General features: G+C 39.9%; 17 protein-coding genes. 6 read left to right on the top strand and 11 right to left on the bottom strand.

The window, feature by feature from the left end; all coding sequences use genetic code 11:
- The first annotated feature begins 85 nt into the window (after window positions 1–85).
- The 6 genes from htpG (at window position 86) to cpdA (ending at window position 5,934) form a co-directional block, all read left to right on the top strand.
- Entirely contained in the window at window positions 86–1,981 is a 1,896-nt protein-coding gene (gene htpG, locus ACPEEM_RS02070) for a molecular chaperone HtpG (protein ID WP_424402614.1), read from the top strand.
- Between the two features lie 71 nt (window positions 1,982–2,052).
- Complete coding sequence (locus tag ACPEEM_RS02075) at window positions 2,053–2,397, top strand: ArsC family reductase (RefSeq protein ID WP_424402615.1); 345 nt, start codon at window positions 2,053–2,055, stop codon at window positions 2,395–2,397.
- An 85-nt stretch (window positions 2,398–2,482) separates the two neighbouring features.
- The gene (dapE, locus tag ACPEEM_RS02080; protein ID WP_424407560.1) at window positions 2,483–3,619 is read left to right on the top strand and encodes a succinyl-diaminopimelate desuccinylase; all 1,137 of its coding nucleotides are present in this window, start codon (window positions 2,483–2,485) and stop codon (window positions 3,617–3,619) included.
- The gene (locus ACPEEM_RS02085) at window positions 3,616–4,302 is read left to right on the top strand and encodes a M15 family metallopeptidase (RefSeq protein WP_424405527.1); all 687 of its coding nucleotides are present in this window, start codon (window positions 3,616–3,618) and stop codon (window positions 4,300–4,302) included. The genes dapE and ACPEEM_RS02085 overlap by 4 nt, the downstream gene beginning before the upstream one ends.
- Before the next feature lie 9 nt (window positions 4,303–4,311).
- On the top strand, window positions 4,312–4,920 hold the full coding sequence (nudF, locus tag ACPEEM_RS02090) for an ADP-ribose diphosphatase (RefSeq protein ID WP_424402618.1): 609 nt from the start codon (window positions 4,312–4,314) through the stop codon (window positions 4,918–4,920).
- A gap of 183 nt (window positions 4,921–5,103) precedes the next feature.
- On the top strand, window positions 5,104–5,934 hold the full coding sequence (cpdA, locus tag ACPEEM_RS02095; protein WP_424402619.1) for a 3',5'-cyclic-AMP phosphodiesterase: 831 nt from the start codon (window positions 5,104–5,106) through the stop codon (window positions 5,932–5,934).
- A gap of 147 nt (window positions 5,935–6,081) precedes the next feature.
- Here cpdA and ACPEEM_RS02100 read toward each other — a convergent pair whose 3' ends face one another.
- The 11 genes from ACPEEM_RS02100 to wbjC all read right to left on the bottom strand — a co-directional run bounded on the left by ACPEEM_RS02100 (window position 6,082) and on the right by wbjC (window position 18,855).
- Complete coding sequence (locus ACPEEM_RS02100; RefSeq protein WP_424402620.1) at window positions 6,082–8,187, bottom strand: polysaccharide biosynthesis tyrosine autokinase; 2,106 nt, start codon at window positions 8,185–8,187, stop codon at window positions 6,082–6,084.
- Window positions 8,188–8,190: 3 nt separating this feature from the next.
- On the bottom strand, window positions 8,191–8,643 hold the full coding sequence (locus tag ACPEEM_RS02105; RefSeq protein ID WP_424405531.1) for a low molecular weight protein-tyrosine-phosphatase: 453 nt from the start codon (window positions 8,641–8,643) through the stop codon (window positions 8,191–8,193).
- 1 nt (window position 8,644) lies between these two features.
- Window positions 8,645–9,811 (bottom strand): polysaccharide export protein, encoded by a 1,167-nt coding sequence (locus ACPEEM_RS02110; protein ID WP_424402622.1) that lies wholly within the window; start codon window positions 9,809–9,811, stop codon window positions 8,645–8,647.
- Window positions 9,812–9,915: 104 nt separating this feature from the next.
- Window positions 9,916–11,862 (bottom strand): polysaccharide biosynthesis protein, encoded by a 1,947-nt coding sequence (locus ACPEEM_RS02115; protein WP_424402623.1) that lies wholly within the window; start codon window positions 11,860–11,862, stop codon window positions 9,916–9,918.
- A gap of 11 nt (window positions 11,863–11,873) precedes the next feature.
- The gene (locus ACPEEM_RS02120; protein ID WP_424407562.1) at window positions 11,874–13,052 is read right to left on the bottom strand and encodes a DegT/DnrJ/EryC1/StrS family aminotransferase; all 1,179 of its coding nucleotides are present in this window, start codon (window positions 13,050–13,052) and stop codon (window positions 11,874–11,876) included.
- Between the two features lie 20 nt (window positions 13,053–13,072).
- Complete coding sequence (locus ACPEEM_RS02125; RefSeq protein ID WP_424402625.1) at window positions 13,073–13,663, bottom strand: GNAT family N-acetyltransferase; 591 nt, start codon at window positions 13,661–13,663, stop codon at window positions 13,073–13,075.
- A 17-nt stretch (window positions 13,664–13,680) separates the two neighbouring features.
- Window positions 13,681–14,724 (bottom strand): GNAT family N-acetyltransferase, encoded by a 1,044-nt coding sequence (locus tag ACPEEM_RS02130; protein WP_424407564.1) that lies wholly within the window; start codon window positions 14,722–14,724, stop codon window positions 13,681–13,683.
- Window position 14,725: 1 nt separating this feature from the next.
- Complete coding sequence (locus ACPEEM_RS02135) at window positions 14,726–15,328, bottom strand: sugar transferase (protein WP_424402627.1); 603 nt, start codon at window positions 15,326–15,328, stop codon at window positions 14,726–14,728.
- Between the two features lie 54 nt (window positions 15,329–15,382).
- Window positions 15,383–16,591 carry a glycosyltransferase family 4 protein gene (locus ACPEEM_RS02140; RefSeq protein ID WP_424407566.1) on the bottom strand — a complete coding sequence of 403 codons (1,209 nt, stop codon included), beginning with the start codon at window positions 16,589–16,591 and terminating at the stop codon, window positions 15,383–15,385.
- Complete coding sequence (wecB, locus tag ACPEEM_RS02145; RefSeq protein ID WP_424407568.1) at window positions 16,588–17,721, bottom strand: non-hydrolyzing UDP-N-acetylglucosamine 2-epimerase; 1,134 nt, start codon at window positions 17,719–17,721, stop codon at window positions 16,588–16,590. Before wecB ends, ACPEEM_RS02140 begins: the two co-directional genes overlap by 4 nt.
- 12 nt (window positions 17,722–17,733) lie before the next feature.
- Window positions 17,734–18,855: a UDP-2-acetamido-2,6-beta-L-arabino-hexul-4-ose reductase gene (gene wbjC / locus ACPEEM_RS02150; protein WP_424402630.1), complete on the bottom strand. Its 1,122-nt coding sequence runs from the start codon at window positions 18,853–18,855 to the stop codon at window positions 17,734–17,736.
- Window position 18,856: the final 1 nt, after the last annotated feature.

The following is an 18,856-nucleotide window of genomic DNA, read 5'->3' on the forward strand; positions in this document are numbered from 1 at the left end:
TTAGCGTTTATTTTCTCTTGAAATTTCTTTTTTTGCACTTATATCAGGAATCACTTGCGTATTTTGTGTAACAAAAGGAAAAATTATGTCAACCAATCAAGAAACTCGTGGTTTTCAATCAGAAGTAAAACAGCTTCTTCAATTAATGATCCATTCTTTATATTCCAACAAAGAAATTTTCTTGCGTGAACTTATTTCCAATGCCTCTGATGCGGCAGATAAATTACGTTTTAAAGCGTTGTCTGCACCTGAGCTTTATGAGGGCGACGGCGATTTAAAAGTACGTATTCGTTATGATGAAGAAAAAGGCACCTTAACCATTAGTGATAACGGCATCGGCATGACTCGTGAGGAAGTCATTGATCATTTGGGGACTATTGCTAAATCAGGTACCAAAGAATTTTTAAGTGCATTAGGACAAGATCAAGCTAAAGACAGCCAGTTAATCGGGCAATTCGGGGTAGGGTTCTATTCTGCCTTTATTGTGGCAGATAAAGTGACCGTGAAAACCCGTGCGGCAGGGCTAAGTGCGGATAAAGGCGTGCTTTGGGAATCGGCGGGCGAAGGTGAATATTCTGTGGCAGACATTGAGAAAAAAGAACGTGGCACAGAAATTACGCTCCATTTACGTGAAGATGAAAAAGAATTCTTAAATGAATGGCGTTTGCGTGAAATTATCGGCAAATATTCTGACCATATTGGCTTACCTGTGGAAATTCTGGCGAAAGAATATGACGATGAAGGCAAAGAAACGGGCGTGAAATGGGAAAAAATCAATAAAGCTCAGGCACTTTGGACACGCAGCAAAAATGAGATTTCCGAGGACGAATACAAGGAGTTCTATAAACATTTAAGCCATGATTTTGCCGATCCATTACTGTGGGCACACAATAAAGTGGAAGGGAATCAAGAATACACTAGCTTACTTTATGTGCCATCGAAAGCTCCTTGGGATTTATTTAATCGTGAACACAAACACGGCTTGAAACTCTATGTACAACGTGTGTTTATTATGGACGATGCTCAAGTCTTTATGCCGAATTATCTGCGTTTTATGCGTGGTTTATTGGATTCTAACGATTTGCCATTGAATGTTTCTCGTGAAATTCTGCAAGATAACAAAGTGACGGCGGCATTACGTAAAGCCTTAACCAAACGTACATTACAAATGCTAGAAAAATTAGCCAAAGACGATGCAGAAAAATACCAAAGTTTTTGGAAAGAATTTGGTTTGGTGTTGAAAGAAGGTCCTGCAGAAGATTTTGCCAACAAAGAAGCCATTGCGAAACTATTGCGTTTTGCTTCAACCCATAATGACAGCAGTGAGCAAACCGTTTCTTTAGAAGATTATGTGGCACGAATGAAAGAAGGGCAAAAAGCCATTTATTACATCACGGCGGACAGCTATGTTGCGGCGAAAAACTCACCGCACTTAGAGCTATTTAACAAAAAAGGCATTGAGGTCTTGTTACTTTCTGATCGTATTGATGAATGGATGTTAAGTTACTTAACCGAGTTTGACGGCAAACCGTTACAAACCATCAGCAAAGCAGATTTGGATTTAGGTGATTTGGCGGATGCGGAACAAGAGGAACAAAAACAACAAGATGAGCAATATGCCTCTTTTGTGGAACGTGTGAAAACCTTGTTAGGCGACCGTGTGAAAGAGGTGCGTTTAACCCACCGTTTAACGGACACCCCAGCCATTGTCTCCACGGGCAACGATCAAATGACCACCCAAATGGCAAAACTCTTTGCTGCTGCAGGTCAAGCGGTGCCAGAAGTGAAATACACCTTTGAGCTTAATCCTGAGCACGACTTAGTGCAAAAAATCGCAGACATCAGCGATGAACAACAATTTGCCGATTGGATCGAGCTGTTGTTAGAACAAGCCATGCTTGCCGAACGTGGTAGCCTAGAAAATCCTGTGGCATTTATTAAGCGAATGAACAGTTTTTTAGGTAAATTAACAAGTCATTAACGCAGTATTTTGAAATATGTTAAAATCCCTTGGGTGAGAAATCTGAGGGATTTTTAGTTTAAGGACACATTATGATTACTGTTTATGGCATTAAAAATTGCGATACTGTGAAAAAAGCATTAACGTGGTTAACGGAAAATAATATTGCTCATCAATTACATGATTATCGTGTTGATGGGATAACAAAAAGCTGGCTAGAGCAAGCGGAGGCTCAATTCGGTTGGGAAGCGTTAGTGAATAAACGCAGTACCACATGGCGGAATTTGAGTGATGAGATAAAACAAAATTTATCAAAACAAACCGCACTTGAGGTGCTGTTTGAGCAACCGACCTTAATTAAACGCCCGATTATTTTGCAAGATGGCAAAGCATTAATTGGCTTTAATGTGAAAGAATATGAAGCCTGTTTGAAATAATTAAGTCGGACTGTATGAAGGATGCCTTGAGCTTGGTGTGCTGAAACAGTCCATTTCAATGTGTAAAGAAAAGTGCGGTATAAAAATGAAACGTTTTATTATTGAATTAGCCAGTGATTTAATTCGTCGTCCCTCCATTAGCCCCGATGACCAAGGTTGCCAGAAAACCATTGCCGAACGTTTAGAAAAGCTCGGCTTTCAGATTGAGTGGATGCCCTTTAATGACACCCTAAATTTGTGGGCGAAACATGGTTCAGGTTCCCCTGTTATTGCCTTTGCGGGGCATACCGATGTTGTGCCTGTGGGGGAGGCATCACAATGGCAATACTCCCCTTTTTCTGCCCAGATCGTTGATAATATGTTGTATGGGCGAGGGGCGGCAGATATGAAAGGCTCCCTTGCCGCCATGGTGGTCGCCGCAAAAGAATATGTGAAAGCCAACCCTGATCACGCAGGAACAGTGGCATTATTAATTACCTCAGATGAAGAAGCCGCCGCGAAAGATGGCACTGTGCGAGTGGTGGAAACCTTAATGGAAAGAGGTGAGCCGATTGATTATTGCATTGTTGGCGAACCTTCAAGTTCTCAGCAATTAGGGGATATTGTGAAAAATGGTCGCCGTGGTTCAATCACGGGAAACTTGTATATTCAAGGAATACAAGGGCATGTGGCTTATCCGCATTTAGCTGAAAATCCTGTGCATAAATCACTGGGCTTTTTAACGGAGCTCACCACCTATCAATGGGATCAGGGCAATGCTTTTTTCCCTCCGACATCGTTACAAATTGCCAATATTCAAGCGGGAACAGGCAGTAATAATGTGATCCCTGGTGAGTTATATGTGCAGTTTAATTTGCGTTATTGTACTGAAGTGAACGATGAGCTAATTAAACAAAAAGTGGCTGAAATGCTAGAAAAACATCAGTTGAATTATCGTATTGAGTGGAATTTATCGGGTAAACCTTTTTTAACCGCAAAAGGTAAACTGGTGGATACCATGTTGGACGTGGTAGAAAAAGTTACTCAAAATCGACCGCACTTGGATACGGGGGGGGGCACGTCTGATGCACGCTTTATTGCTTTAATGGGGGCTGAGGTGGTAGAGTTTGGCCCACTGAATAAAACCATTCATAAAGTCAATGAATGTGTCGATGTTGATGATCTGGCAAAATGTGGCGAGGTTTATCAGCAAGTCTTGAGCCGTATTTTGGATGAAGTATGAGCCCCGTCTTGACCAATGCACAATTAACAGGCAAGGCACGCACACATTTGGTGTCTGTTCCTTGTCCGTTTTCTACGAATCACTTTTTGCATCAAGGTTGCTTACAGGCATTTCAAAGCTTGCAACAAGCTGCCTCTAAACAGGGATTTGATTTACAACCTGCCAGCAGTTTTCGTGATTTTCAACGTCAACAATGCATCTGGAATAGTAAATTTCATGGCGAGCGTAAAGTGCATGATGATCAAGGTAATCCGTTGAATTTGAGCACATTGTCTGATTGGGAAAAAGCACAAGCCATTTTACGCTGGTCTGCCTTGCCGGGTGGAAGTCGTCATCATTGGGGGACAGAAATTGATATTTTTGATCCGCACTTATTGCCAGATAATCAACCTTTACTGCTTGAACCTTGGGAATATGAACAAGGGGGATATTTTGCTGAGTTAAGTGACTGGCTACAACAACATCTCGCCCATTTTGATTTTGCTTTGCCTTTCACACAGTTATCACCAAATAAAGAAGTGGGTTACGAACCTTGGCATATCAGTTATTTACCGATTGCACAGCACGCCCAACAACAGTTTACGCCTGATTTATTGTGCGAGGCGTGGCAACAGGAAATGGTTGCAGGGAAGGCTTGCTTGTTAGCCCATTTAGATGAAATTTTTAGTCGTTTTTTTATTTAAGGAGAGAAAATGGACATTCAACAATTTGGTCAACAAGATATTGAAATTCTAAAAGAAGAAACCTTATATCAAGGCTTTTTTCAATTAAAAAAAATTCAATTTAAACATAAATTATTTGCGGGAGGATACAGTGATGTGGTGACCCGTGAATTGTTAGTGAAAGGTGCCGCTTCTGTGGTGATCGCTTACGATCCGATTAAAGATGCGGTGGTGATGGTTGAGCAAGTTCGAATCGGTGCTTATCAACCTAATTCAACACAGTCGCCTTGGTTATTAGAATTGATTGCTGGCATGGTTGAGGAAGGCGAAAGTCCTGAAGAAGTTGCTCTACGTGAAGGCGAAGAAGAAGCCGGCATTGAGATTCGTGATTTGCAACATTGCCTCAGTGTGTGGGATAGCCCAGGAGGCGTAATTGAGCGTCTCCATCTATTTGTCGGGAAAGTGGATAGCACCCAAGCTAAAGGCATTCATGGACTAGCAGAAGAGAATGAGGACATTCAAGTGCACGTGATTGATCGTGAGCAAGCTTATCAGTGGGTGAAGGAAGGTAAAATTGATAATTGCATTGCAGTGCTTGGCATTCAGTGGTTACAGTTAAATTATTCGTCATTAAAATAAATGTCATATTGAGCAAGCAGAACAATAAAATGTGATTTAGGTTTAATTTTTAAAAAAAATTAATAAAGAAATATGACCTAGCTAACACTTTTTTATTTTGGTAGGTGCAATTTAATGGATAACTCTGTAAGTTAGTGCCAGTTTGAGATTTTCTGTTTTTTATTTTTGTAGTAGGAGTTTGCTTTGTTCAGTACTTATACATACGACAACCCTACGGGAGTGTTTAAATTTATTCAAATTACCGACCCGCATTTGTTTAAGGACGAAAAAGGGGAGTTATTAGGCATTAATACATACCAAAGTTTTGCTCAGGTGTTGAGTGAAATTCAGGACAGTGCCTATGATTACCAGTTTGTTCTTGCCACAGGGGATTTAGTGCAAGATAGTAGCCATCAAGGCTATTTGCATTTTTGTGAACAGGTAAAACGTCTTGAAAAAACGGTATTTTGGATTCCAGGTAATCATGACTTTCAACCTAAAATGTTTGCGATTTTGAATCAAAGTCGAGGTAATTTAAATGCGAAAAAACATATTTTGTTGGGGGAGCATTGGCAAATTCTAATGCTAGATAGCCAAGTCTTTGGTGTATCACATGGGGAATTAAGTCAATATCAGCTTGATTGGTTAGTGTCAAAATTGAAAGAGTATGCCGATCGCTATACGTTAATTGTCTTGCATCATCATATTTTGCCAACACGTTCCGCTTGGCTTGATCAGCATAATTTACGCAATGCCCATGAATTGGCTTATGCTCTTGCCCCTTTTAAGAAGGTGAAAGGGTTATTGCACGGACATATTCACCAAGAAATGGACGCCTTGTGGAACGGATATCGGGTGTTGGCAACACCTGCCACTTGTATTCAATTTAAACCTGATAATAATACGTTCACCTTAGATTCTGCCCAACCAGGTTGGCGAGAGGTGGAATTGTATGCCGATGGTCGGATTGAAACACGGGTCAAGCGGATTCAAAAAGCACAATTTTTTCCGAATATGCAGGAAGAAGGATATTAGTGGCGTACGCCCATGGCATAAAGTGCGGTCTTTTTTGAAAAGGTTTTGTGATACCATTTTGTCCATTACACCGATACCAACATGTTGCTTTTCAAGCAGAATAGGAATAAAAAATTAGCCTCATGATGAGGCTAATTTTGTGTTTGGTTATGTATAGCTTTTATAGCCGTAATATTCGTAATAATTCGAGGAGGTTGTTTTCGCCCCATTCAGGATAAAGCCATTGACATGAATTCCAGCTTGCTCGAAACGTTTGCGAGCCGTTTCAATTTCTTTCATGGTGGTTTTGGCAAAGCGTCCGACCAATAATAGCGTCCCTGCGTATTTACCGATGATAGCCGCATCCGTGACGGGCAGAATCGGTGGCGTATCGACTAGCACTAAATCATACTGACGAGATGCCCATTCGAGTAATTGTTGGAAACGTTCAGTATAGAACAATTCCGATGGATTAGGCGGGGTATGACCTTTAGTGATAATGTCAAGGCTACCATATTGCTTAATCGCATTTTCAAATGGGATGTCTTGTAAAATAGCTTCACTCAGTCCAAGTGTATTATCCAGTTTTAAGTTGTTATGGAGATAGCTACGACGTAAATCTGCATCAATCAATAAGACTTTTTTCCCTGTTTTAGATAATACATTCGCAAGGTTCGCTGAAATAAAACTTTTTCCGACATCAGGTACGGTACCTGAGATCATCACAATATTATTTTTCGCTTCTAATAAGGAAAAATGTAAGCTTGTTCTTAAACTGCGGATTGCTTCAATCGCATTGTCATCAGGATAATGTTCTGACAATAAGCCTTTTTTCCCTTTTTCGGGGTGCTTTAAGGACACGCTTGGTTGCATTGCAGAGTAAGGAACAATGGCATAAGTGGAGAAGCCCGCTTTTTCAATTTCACTGACCGATTCAATACCTCGATTAAAAAAGTGCTTGAGCATGATCGCAAGCCCTGACAAGGCAAGCCCTAACATCATGGCAAGAAAAATAATTAAAGATTTTTTCGGGGCGATAGGGTCAGGAAAAACTTGTGCACTGTCTAAAAGGCGTACATTACCAATTGTACTGGCTTTCACCACATCCAATTCTTGCATTTTGTTGAGAAGTTGAATGTAGATTTGCTGATTGACTTCGAGATCTCGGGTTAAGCGAATAATCTCTTTTTGTGTATTGGGTAGTTTCTCAAGCTGTTTATTTAAACGTTCTTTTTCCGCATTTAAGACGTTACGTTTGTCGATCAACGCCACATAAGCAGGGTGATTGCGTGTAAATTTTTGGGCAATTTCACTTTCTTTAATGGTTAATTCGTTTAAATCCGCTTCAAGATGAACGATGGTTTCTAAAGTGGCACGAGCCTCATAACTTAAATCTACGGATTCATTTTGTAAACGAAATTCATTGAGTCGGTTTTCTGAGTCGGAGAGTTTTTGTCGGATTTCAGGGAGCTGGTTATTTAAAAACTCAAGGCTTTTCGAGGCTTCCGCTGAATTTCGTGCCACATTTTGTAATAAATAGCTTTCAGCCACACTGGCGACAATCTCTTTAATGTATTTTTTATCATGCCCTTGTGCAGAAATACTAATAATGCCCGTTTGTTTGCCCACTTCCGAAACAGTAATTTCATTTTGTAAATTTGAAATGACAGATAAGTCATTTAGTTTTTCAATGAAGAAACGTTGCCCCGCCTTGGCTTGTAGGGTTGAAATGGCCAAATGGAGATTATCAGATTGATAAAGGGTACCCACCACGCCCTCTAACAGTTTTTCGGAGGTTTGAGCAGAATAAACGTTGTAGTGATCTGGTGTGTCGCCAACTTCAACGATGAGACTTTTCGTTTCCTCTGTGAAAGGGGCGAAATAATAAATACCTAGTTTAGGTTGGTAATCTGAAAAGGATGCCAACATTTTACTGAATACAGGGACAGAAAAAAGTGGGGTCACTTTGGTGGCAAGATTCAGTTGGTTCACGGCGTGTGATAGCACCATTCGAGAACGGATAATTGCCATTTCTGTATTAGAGGATGATTTTTCCTCGAAAATCCCCGTAAAATCTTTTAATACACTACCAGACGCTTTATCTTCGATTTGTATGGTGGCATTAGCAAGATAAATCGGCTTACTAAAAAAGGCATAGCCAATGCCGAATGTGGTGGTTAGTAAGGTAAAAATAATAATCCACCATTTATGATCTAATAAGGTATTGAATAACTTCATTAAATCAATCGTTTCGTCATGTTGATGTTCGCTCATTCGTTAATATCCTATTAATTTGGGTTCCCATTGTTTAGCGGCGTGGACTAGCATTTCATAAACCTGCTCAAAAATGACCTGACTTTTTTGAAAAGGATCAGGAATTTCTTGTTGCACGGGTAACCAATGACCAAATAGCATGATTTTGCCTAAACTTGTGGGGGCTATTTGGTGTACTAATCCAAAATGTTTTTTTTCCATGACAAGAATTAAATCAGCTTGATGACATAATGGTTCAGTCAGTTGTCTTGCTCGGTGAGCCGAGAGATCTAACTGATGATTTTGGGCTGTTTTTTGCATCATTTCATCAACAGGCTTACCCACTAAACGACTTCGTTCAGAAATAATCCCTGCTGATTCAATGGTTTTTTCAGGGAAAATCTGTTTGAGTAATGCCTCTCCAACAGGGGAGCGACAAATATTTCCCATGCATACAACTAAAATCTTTTCAAACATCTTACCAATTTCGAATTCTTAATGTACTTTCTGTGATTGAGTTAAATCCAGATATTGTTGGCATCACCTGTGTGATTACACGATTCCAGCGTGTGATCGGGGCGGTGGTCACATAAACAACATCATAAGGTTTGAGATAAAACTCCGTTCCTAAAATATAGGACGTCGCATTGGTGACATCGAGCTGATAAATATCAGCAATTTTTTCAACACTGTCCTCTTTAGGTGGAAATTGTTTTGGGTTAGCTGTGTTGTTACGTTGACCACGGATTACAAAGATCCCTGTAGCATCCGCAGAGAGTTTATCAATTCCACCACTTGCCGTAATGGCTTCGGTTAAGGTCATACCATAATGGGTGATTTTTAACATTTGTGGTTGACTGACTTCACCGATCACGAACACTTTATTGGCATCATTGCGTGGAACATGCACAATATCCCCATCACCGAGTAGGCGATTTTGACTCAGATCGCCTCGTTGGAAAAGAGCTTCTAGGGAAACATGTTCTTCGCGTCCTTTACTGGTTATTGTCACATTATGCCAATCGGCATGTTCAGATAATCCCCCTGCTTTATTCACGGCATCAAGTAGGGTTAATGGAATATTGGTTAAAAATTGTTGTCCTGGTGTTGTGACTTCTCCAGTGATATAGGCTTTTTTCGACTGGTAGGCTGCCACATTCACTTCAATTTGTGGCTCACTAATATAATGAGCAAGGCGTTGCGTTAATTTGTTGCGAATTTGGTTGACGGTTAAGCCTGCCACGGCAATGTTGCCCACATAAGGATAGAAAATGGTGCCATTGGCATGCACTTGGCTTCCTGATTCAGCGGCTGAACGATAAGATCCTGCAGGTGTGGTTAATTCAGGGTGATCCCATACTGTAATATTTAAGATATCCCCTGGGCCTACACGGTATTGGTAGGATTTTAAACGCTGTTCTAAGGATTCATTTTGGCGAGCCGCAGGCACAACAGGCGAGAGTTGTTTAATTAACGCTGGGGTAATGAAATACGCATCGACCGTTTTTTGTGTATCAAGTGGCTCCCCTTGTGCATAGACTTTTAAGCCCGTAATTGGGGAGCGTGTCGTAGGAAACAGAAGCGAGCAAGCCGATGTGGAAACGGCAAGGCTTATGACAACGAAAATTTTAGATAATTTGCACATATTTTTACTCATATTCATAATTAAATGTTAAAAAGCGTATGCCCTTGGTATTGATTGAGAGCAATGTTATTAGAATGATTAAACATGGTGGTAAATGATGGTAGTTATTTAGCCTCCATGAGATGAATGTGGTGATTTTTCTGGGTATAAATTAAATCTGCAAGCTCACTAACAGGTTGATATCCCGTTGGGGCATTTAATAAAATTTCTCGAATTTGCTTATAGTCAGACTGCTTGCAGGCTTGCTCAAGTTTTTCTAATAACAAGATTAAATCGTTAAAAGGCAGAAAACTTTCTTGTGCAGTTAGAATGCGAGAGTGTTGCGTATGCTCCATGCTATCGCCCGCAATTAACAATTCTTCATATAATTTTTCACCTGGTCGTAATCCTGTAAATTGGATTTCAATATCCCCATCAGGATGCAGAGAATCTTTGAGGGTTAAACCCGATAAGCTGATTAATTTCTTCGCGAGTTCAACAATTTTCACGGGTTCGCCCATATCAAGAATAAAGACATCGCCCCCTTTCGCCATAGCTCCAGCTTGAATCACTAACTGTGCGGCTTCAGGTATGGTCATAAAATAGCGAATGATTCTTTCATCTGTAACCGTAATTGGTCCACCATCTTTAATTTGTTGTTTAAAGAGGGGAATCACCGAGCCAGATGATCCCAACACATTGCCAAATCGCACCATGCAAAATTGCGTTTGATGTAAAACACCGTCCATGAATTTACCTTGCATATCCGCAAACGCTTGTAAGCATAGCTCCGCTAAGCGTTTGGTGGTGCCCATAATGTTGGTAGGGCGAACCGCTTTATCGGTAGAAATTAAGACAAACGAGTTTACTTGTGTTTGGATAGCTGCTTTGGCTGCGTAATAGGTTCCAAAAATATTGTTGTAGACCCCGGGGATAATGTTGTATTCCACAAGTGGAACATGTTTATATGCTGCAGCGTGATAGACGGTATTAATCTCAAAGGTTTCCATCACATTGACCAGCAATTTGAAATTTTGCACAGAGCCAAGCAAAGGAATGATTTCTACCTGTGTTCCCTGTTCTTGTTGAATTTGTAACAGATCACGATGAATGGAATATAAAGCGTATTCACAAATTTCAAAAAGTACGAGTTTTGTCGGCTTATTTAAAATGATCTGACGACACAATTCTGACCCAATAGAGCCACCCGCCCCCGTGACCATCACGTTTTGATTTTTCAAATTTTTATTTAACAGACTCATGATTGGCGGGACAGGATCTCGACCTAAGAGATCTTCAATAGAAATTTCTTGCATGTCAGAAAGTTTCACTTCCCCATTTACCAGTTTTCGGATATTGGGTAGCTCTTTAATTTTGCAGTCTGTTTTACTCAGTTGCTGGATGATCTCTCGCCGTCTTTGGGCATCAACAGAAGGCATCGCAATGAGAATTTCATCAATGGCACATTGTTTTAACAAAGGGATTGCTTGATGGAACGCATAGACTTTAAACCCATCTAAGGTTCTTCCCCATAACTGTTTGTTATCATCAATAAAGAAGATCGGTGCGTATTCAAAAGAGCGGTATAAAGCACTGATGATTTGTTGCCCTGAACTGCCTGCACCATAAACGACAATCCGTTTTTTGTCTGCATGAGCACTTAAATGGGTTTTGATAATGAAGCGTATAATGCCCCGACTAAACCAGATCCATGAAAACATTAAGAAGCCATAAATGAGGGGAATGGTTCTTGGTAACATGTCTTCTGAAATAAAGCTTAATACATACAGATTGAGTACGGTGGTCAGGGTGGCTAATGCCAGTCTGAGAATCAAGGTTTCGGTAAAACTACGCAAAATAAAACTGTAAATACCAAATACCACTAAGCTCCCCACTGTCAGTAAGGATACCCCGAGTGAAAATGGAAGATTCATGGCAACATGAATACTCCAACTCTTCAGCACATAGCATACCCAAAGCAATATTGGGAAGAGGATAAAGTCTAAAAATAATAATAAAATTTTCTTATTATTTTTAGAAAGTAGGGAAAGTGATGTAATGAGAGACGTCATGTTCACACCCTTTAATCCAATGAAATTTGCTTGATCACCCTGTTGATCACATCAACACAAGCGTTAATGTTTTCTTCTGTTAATGTTGGGTGAACAAGAAACATTAAACTGGTTTCGCCGAGCTGTTTTGCATTTTTAAGGCGTTGTGCAGGTCGCCATGGCGTATTATCAAATGCCTTTTCTAAATACACTTCAGAGCAAGAGCCACTATAACAAGGTACGCCGAGATCATTAATCATTTGCATAATACGATCTCGATTCCAACCTGTTGGTAATGCATCAGGTTTAACTTGCACATAACATTTATAGGCTGCGTGTTGATAATCAGCACAAGGTTGGGCAACCTCAAAATAAGGAGACGAGCCAAATGCAGCGAAAATATGTTGCATATTTTCATTACGTTTTCTTGTCCATTCTGCCATGCGGGTCAGTTGAATACGTCCAATGACGGCTTGCATTTCCATCATTCGCCAGTTAGTACCAAAAGAGTGGTGTAGCCAGCGAAATCCTGGGGGGTGAGGTTGGTGATAGACGGCATCAAAGCTTTTACCATGATCTTTATAAGACCACATTTTCTGCCATAGCTCTGGGTCATTGGTGGTCACCATTCCACCTTCTCCCCCTGTGGTCATGATTTTGTCTTGACAAAATGACCATGCCCCAACATGCCCAATAGAGCCTGCTGGTCGACCTTTATACATTGCTCCATGTGCTTGAGCACAATCTTCAATGACATAGAGTCCCTTTTCTTGAGCCAGTTGCATGATAGGATCCATATCACACATCCAACCAGCTAAATGAACACAAATGATGGCTTTTGTTTTTTCAGTTAACACCGCTTCAATGGTACGGCGGGAGATATTTTGTGAGTCTAATTCAACATCCGCAAAAACGGGATTGGCTCCCGCGGTCACAATGGCACTGGCAGAAGCTAAGAATGTGCGAGAGGTGACAATGACATCATCACCTTGCCCGATACCTAAGGCTTTCAAAGCCACATCCAGTGCTACAGTGCCATTCATTAAGGCAATGGCGTATTGTGTCTGTGTAAACTGAGCAAATTCTTTTTCAAATTCACGACATTCTTGCCCTGTCCAATAATTCACTTTATTTGAACGAAGCACTTCTGATACAGCATCAATTTCTTGTTGTGAAAAAGACGGCCAAGGGGCAAAAGCGGTATTCAACATAATTAATCCCTCATAAAAAGCTAACTATTGTCTGAAAGACCATTAGATGGACAGACAAAATCAATGTATTTTTTCGCATTATCAATTAAATCAAATTCTTCTTTGAGAATGGCGATATTGTGTAAGTTATGCCATTCTCCAGCTTTGAAGACGGCTTTGAGTTGTACACCTTCTGAACGCCAGTGGCATTTTTTGGTGTAAAGAGAGAGGCTTGCTTGATTGATATTTAAAATCTCGGCATAAAGACGTTGTAAACCAACAGAATAAAATGCCCAAGCCATAATGAGCATGATGGTTTCTGTTCCATAGCCTCTATTACAGGCTTCAGGTAATAATTTAATTGCAGATTCCGCAGAACGATTTTGCCAATGAATATTCCATAGTCCAGTGACACCAATATTTTGTTTGGACTGGTTATCCATAATGATAAAACGATAGTCTCTATTTGATCCTGATAAGGATTTAATAAAGCTTTCTTGAGAATGTAGTGAAACAGGGAAAGACCACCCTACGGTATTGTTCACAATAGAGGGATCGTTCATCAATTTCTGCAATAATTCACTATCAGAAAGTTCTATGGGTTTTAAGGAAATTTTTTCACCAATTATCATACCTCACCTCTCCTTACCTATTTTCTATACAATGGGAAATACTCAGTTAAGTTTTGTATTTCTTGCTGATTGAATCCTTTTTCATTGCATAATTGATCATAAACCGCTTGGTTAATCACGATACGGTGGGTTTTAAAGAGATGCTCATTTGAGCTAAAGCCTTGTTTATATTCATATAAAGAATCACGTTGAGCACCAACACCACCACCTAAATGTAAAACTTTATAATGATGTTCTCTTCCCCACCTCCGAGCTTCGTGCGTAATGAGTTTTGCAGGCTGTAATCCGCGGTAACTGTCCTTTGTGCCACCAAGATGGTATTGCATGATGCCGCTTTTTTCACAATGGGTATAAATGGAAGCCGCCATGGGTATTTGGTTGCAATCAAAGGCTGTAATTAAAATGATATTGTCATTCAGTAATCTTGATAAACTGTGGTAATACTCAGGTGTAAAGAAATAAAAAGCGGAAGCACCTAAGGTACGCATGGTTTCCTCATAGATTTCAGCAAACACCTTAATATTTTCGTCGTTCAGTCTTTCTATTTTGGTTGTGCAGCCCTCATTTAAGGCTTTCTTTATTCCTCTACGATGTCTCGTTTGGGTTTCAGCCCAATGTTCTTCTTCTGTTTTTGTTAAATCAGAAGAAAGTGTTGGACCATGCTCAACCAAGCAGCCAATTTCCGATACCCAATGGTTATTGAGAATGGGATGTAGGCGAATAAACCAAGAAACACAGTTTTTTTCTTTCAAATATTGAATCGCTTGCTCAAGCATATAATCTTGCTCAAGACGACTGATCTCACCAACACTGAGTAATCCGCTATAACCATAGGTTGAGGTGATATCCCAAAACACCTCATCAATTTTTCGAATAATCAGCGGAAACAGTAGCTGTTTATTATTCATTGTGATGATTAATGCCTTTGCTTCACCATGATCAATAAAGGTCGATGATTGAATCCAACCAGCCATGTGGTAAATATCAAATTCACTTTGTTGGATAAGCTTATCCCAATGCTGATCGATATCGACTAATTTGCATTCAACAGTGGTATCCATGTTATTTACTCTCCTGCTTGCCAGAAAATTTAGGCATAGAATGACCAGATTGATCATTGATATTTTTTCTAAAAAGAATGACATGAAGGGTTTTCAAAATGATTTTTAAATCTAGCCATAAAGACTGATTTTCCACGTACCATGTATCCAGTTTAAATTTTTGTTCCCAGCTGATTGCATTACGCCCATTGACTTGTGCATAGCCTGTGATCCCCGGTCGAACGGCATGACGTTTTGCTTGTTCTGGACTGTATAACGGTAAATATTCCATTAATAATGGGCGAGGTCCGACTAAACTCATTTCGCCTTTTAATACATTCCATAATTCAGGGAGTTCATCGAGGCTGGTGGAGCGTAAGAAAGAGCCAAAAGCGGTTAAACGCTCTGTATCGGGGAGTAATTCCCCTTTTTCATCTCTCGCTTCTTTCATGCTACGAAACTTGATCATTTCAAAAGGCTTTCCATTTAATCCCGGTCTGGTTTGGCGAAATAACACGGGTGACCCAAGGTGTTTTTTTACGCTATAAGCAATAAATAACAGTACGGGAGCCAATAAAATGAGTGCAATGGCTGAAACTATGATGTCGATAAATCGTTTTAACATTGACGTTCTCTTAAATAGGATGAATGTTGCTATAAATAAAAATAAGTGATTGTATTATTTGATTACTTTCTCAAAGACAGTAATGAATTTTTTTACGCCCTCTTGCAAGGATAATGCTTTGAAATAAAAGTCTTTTCCGTTATTACCCAGTAATTGCTGTTCTGAGGGGGATTTCGTATAAATAGCTAAAATTGCCTGTTTAATACTAGACACATCTTCTGAAATTGCGGTTTCCCCACATTTTGCTTGCTTGACAAGTTCAGCTGCATCGCCAGAAACGGCCATAATAATGGGCTTTCCTATTGCCATATAGGCTTGCGTTTTTGAAGGAACGGTAATTTCAAATAAACTGTCCTTTTTAAGGTGCACTAATAAACATTGTGCTTGATTCAAAATATTTCCAACTTGAGACATCGGCACCCGAGGAATAAAGGTCGTATTATTGAGCCCTTCATGTAATGCTTTTTGTTTTAGCTGTTCGGTTTCTGTGCCTGCACCGACAAAAACAAAATGAATATCCTCATATTCTTGCATTTGTTGAGCAACCGCTAAAATTGTCTCTAATGCTTGTGCTTTTCCCATGTTGCCCGCAAAAACAATATTGAAGTTATGCTTTAATAAAGGAATCTCGCTACTTGGATCTGCGTTAGCCAATTCTTTTTCATTACACCAGTTGTAAATAATACTGATTTTATTTTCAGGTACGCCTTTGTTGAGTAAGCGTTGTTTAAAACCTGGGCTTAATACCACGATGTGATCAACAAATTGATAAACAAAGCGACAGACATTATCGACAACCCGTAAGATGCGATCGTTGGTTAACATCCCCGTGGCTTTGAGGGTATCTGGCCACAAGTCTTGGATATCATAGACAACTGGTGTTCTTCTAAAGAGTTTAATAAATACAGCCGCAATTCCCGTTGTGAGCGGGGGATGATACGCATAAATCACATCGGCTTTTTTTGTCGCAAAAATCCCAAATAACATCGCCATAAAGGCAAAGCTGACGTAATTGAAAATTCTTTTCAATGCGGAGCTATCATGGCTTGGATAAAGCAGTACCCGTAATACGGGGATATCATCAATTATCTCTTTCTGGAAAAATTTTAATTGGTAGCCTTCATAAATTTTCCCCCCTGGATAATTAGGAAATCCCGTAAGAACTTGTACCTCATGCCCCTGTGCTTTTAAGGCTTTGGCAAAGGCAAGCCCCTTAAATGTGGGTTCAGGATCAAACCATTGGGTTAAAAGTAAAATTTTCATGAGTATGATTTCCAAATGACACGGTTAACATAATCGGTGTAGCTCAAAATGATGCGTACGATCTTTTCGCTCACATTTGGCATACTATAATCTTCCACTAAGCGTAAACTGCGTTGTTCACCTCTTGCTTGGGTATCTAAAATGGCAAGTCCTTGTAAAACACGTTCCTTTTGTAATCCCACCATCATGACTACCGCTTCTTCCATGCCTTCTGGTCTTTCATGGGCTTGGCGTAAATTTAAGGCAGGAAAATTTAAAATAGAGGATTCCTCATTTATTGTGCCGCTATCGGATAAGGTTGCTTTTGCACACAGCTGTAATTTGTTGTAGTCAAGGAAACCCAATGGCTTTAATAGCTGGATGAACGGATGGAATGCAATGTTGAGTTCTTCAATGCGTTTGCGTGTTCTTGGGTGCGTTGAAACAATAACAGGGCATTGGTATTGTTCAGCAATGGCATTTAGCGTATTAATTAAATCTAAGAAATTTTTATCCGCATTAATATTTTCTTCACGGTGTGCACTGACCACAAAATATTGATTCGGCGTGAGCTTGAGTTTTTCTAAAATCGTTGAAGCTTCAATTCCCGTACGATAATAGTTTAAAACTTCAAACATTGGGCTGCCTGTTTTTATCACAAGATCAGGCGGCAAACCTTCAGCAAGTAGATAATCTCTCGCAATGCTACTATAGGTTAAGTTTATATCCGCTGTGTGATCGACAATACGACGGTTAATTTCTTCAGGAACACGCATATCAAAGCAACGATTCCCTGCTTCCATATGGAACGTTGGAATTTTACGGCGTTTGGCAGGCAAGACAGACAGGCAACTATTGGTATCACCTAGCACAAGTAAGGCTTCTGGCTGTATTTTTTCGAGTAATTGGTCAATCGCTATAATCACATTTCCAATGGTTTCTGACCCCGTTTTACCTGCGGCATTAAGGAAATAATCTGGTTTACGAATCCCAAGATCATTAAAAAAGACTTCATTTAATTCATAATCATAGTTTTGCCCCGTGTGGACTAAAATGTGATCAAAATAGTGATCGCATGCTGCCATCACACGAGATAAACGAATAATCTCTGGTCGAGTCCCTACAACGGTCATTAATCTTAATTTTTTCATGAGTGTTTCCTGTTAATCAGTTAATGGCATGGCATAAGTATCGGGTTTTTCTCGATCGAAGATTTCATTTGCCCAAAGCATGACAATCATTTCTTCGTCGCCAATATTGGTAATATCATGACTCCAACCCGGTACGGTTTCGACAATCGTTGGATTATCGCCATCGGTTTCCAGCTGATAAGTTTCTTCTGTTATCACATGCTTAAATTTAAAACGTGCTTTTCCTTTGATGACTAAAAACTTTTCTGTTTTCGTGTGGTGATAATGTCCGCCACGGGTCACCCCTGGGTAAGCCGAAAAATAAGAAAATTGACCCGCACTTTTGGTCTTCAGCATCTCAACAAACACCCCTCTTGCATCGGCATATTTAGGGATTGTGTAATCAAATTTTTCAGGGGGTAAAAAGCTGAGATAAGTAGAATATAAGGCACGTTTTAGCCCTGTTCCCACCTCATCGGTAATTAAGGTCTGACGAGAATGTTTAAATTCCAGAAGTTGGTGATGGAGCTGGGCAACTGTGGTTTTATATTCAGGTTGAATATAAAAAGGCTCCGTTCTAGGCAAAATGTTGCCTTGAATGACTTGCCAGAATGATTCAACCACATCGTCAATATAAATCAGACGAAGTTCTGCATTGGCATCATGAATATTGACGGGTAAATCATGAATGACATTATGGCAAAAGGTGGCAACGACCGAGTTATAATTTGGACGAGACCACTTGCCAAACACATTGGCTAATCGATAAATATAAATAGGATTACCATTTTGTTGATGTAATTGAGCAATCGCTTGCTCTCCCCCTAATTTACTGTCGGCATAGCGATTCATTTCCTCACGTTCAACTTGGATAGAAGAAGAGAGAATGACGGGGGTTGTCTTTTTATGTGCTTGCAAAATGGCACACATTTTTTCAGTCAACGTGATGTTAGAATCAACAAATTCTTGATCTGAGAGTGGTCTATTTGCCCCAGCTAAATGCACAATCCAATCAGCCTCTAAAAGTGCTTGCTTTAATGCCTCTTCACTTAATTGGCGATGGTATTTTAAGATCTGAATATCGGCTTTTTCAGATAAATACTGAATGAGATTTTTGGCAATAAAACCATGGGATCCCGTGACTAAAATTTTCATC

The sequence above is a fragment of the Pasteurella pantherarum genome, assembly GCF_049670885.1.
Classification (GTDB): Bacteria; Pseudomonadota; Gammaproteobacteria; order Enterobacterales; family Pasteurellaceae; genus Pasteurella.

Bases quoted from the DNA above. Each gene is read 5' to 3' on its own strand.
- ACPEEM_RS02135 (WP_424402627.1), bottom strand. From the start codon at position 15,328: ATGTTAAAACGATTTATCGACATCATAGTTTCAGCCATTGCACTCATT.
- htpG (WP_424402614.1), top strand. From the start codon at position 86: ATGTCAACCAATCAAGAAACTCGTGGTTTTCAATCAGAAGTAAAACAG.
- ACPEEM_RS02125 (WP_424402625.1), bottom strand. From the start codon at position 13,663: ATGATAATTGGTGAAAAAATTTCCTTAAAACCCATAGAACTTTCTGAT.
- wbjC (WP_424402630.1), bottom strand. From the start codon at position 18,855: ATGAAAATTTTAGTCACGGGATCCCATGGTTTTATTGCCAAAAATCTC.
- ACPEEM_RS02110 (WP_424402622.1), bottom strand. From the start codon at position 9,811: ATGTGCAAATTATCTAAAATTTTCGTTGTCATAAGCCTTGCCGTTTCC.
- ACPEEM_RS02115 (WP_424402623.1), bottom strand. From the start codon at position 11,862: ATGACGTCTCTCATTACATCACTTTCCCTACTTTCTAAAAATAATAAG.
- nudF (WP_424402618.1), top strand. From the start codon at position 4,312: ATGGACATTCAACAATTTGGTCAACAAGATATTGAAATTCTAAAAGAA.
- wecB (WP_424407568.1), bottom strand. From the start codon at position 17,721: ATGAAAAAATTAAGATTAATGACCGTTGTAGGGACTCGACCAGAGATT.
- ACPEEM_RS02085 (WP_424405527.1), top strand. From the start codon at position 3,616: ATGAGCCCCGTCTTGACCAATGCACAATTAACAGGCAAGGCACGCACA.
- ACPEEM_RS02140 (WP_424407566.1), bottom strand. From the start codon at position 16,591: ATGAAAATTTTACTTTTAACCCAATGGTTTGATCCTGAACCCACATTT.
- ACPEEM_RS02120 (WP_424407562.1), bottom strand. From the start codon at position 13,052: ATGTTGAATACCGCTTTTGCCCCTTGGCCGTCTTTTTCACAACAAGAA.
- dapE (WP_424407560.1), top strand. From the start codon at position 2,483: ATGAAACGTTTTATTATTGAATTAGCCAGTGATTTAATTCGTCGTCCC.
- ACPEEM_RS02075 (WP_424402615.1), top strand. From the start codon at position 2,053: ATGATTACTGTTTATGGCATTAAAAATTGCGATACTGTGAAAAAAGCA.
- ACPEEM_RS02130 (WP_424407564.1), bottom strand. From the start codon at position 14,724: ATGGATACCACTGTTGAATGCAAATTAGTCGATATCGATCAGCATTGG.
- ACPEEM_RS02100 (WP_424402620.1), bottom strand. From the start codon at position 8,187: ATGAGCGAACATCAACATGACGAAACGATTGATTTAATGAAGTTATTC.
- ACPEEM_RS02105 (WP_424405531.1), bottom strand. From the start codon at position 8,643: ATGTTTGAAAAGATTTTAGTTGTATGCATGGGAAATATTTGTCGCTCC.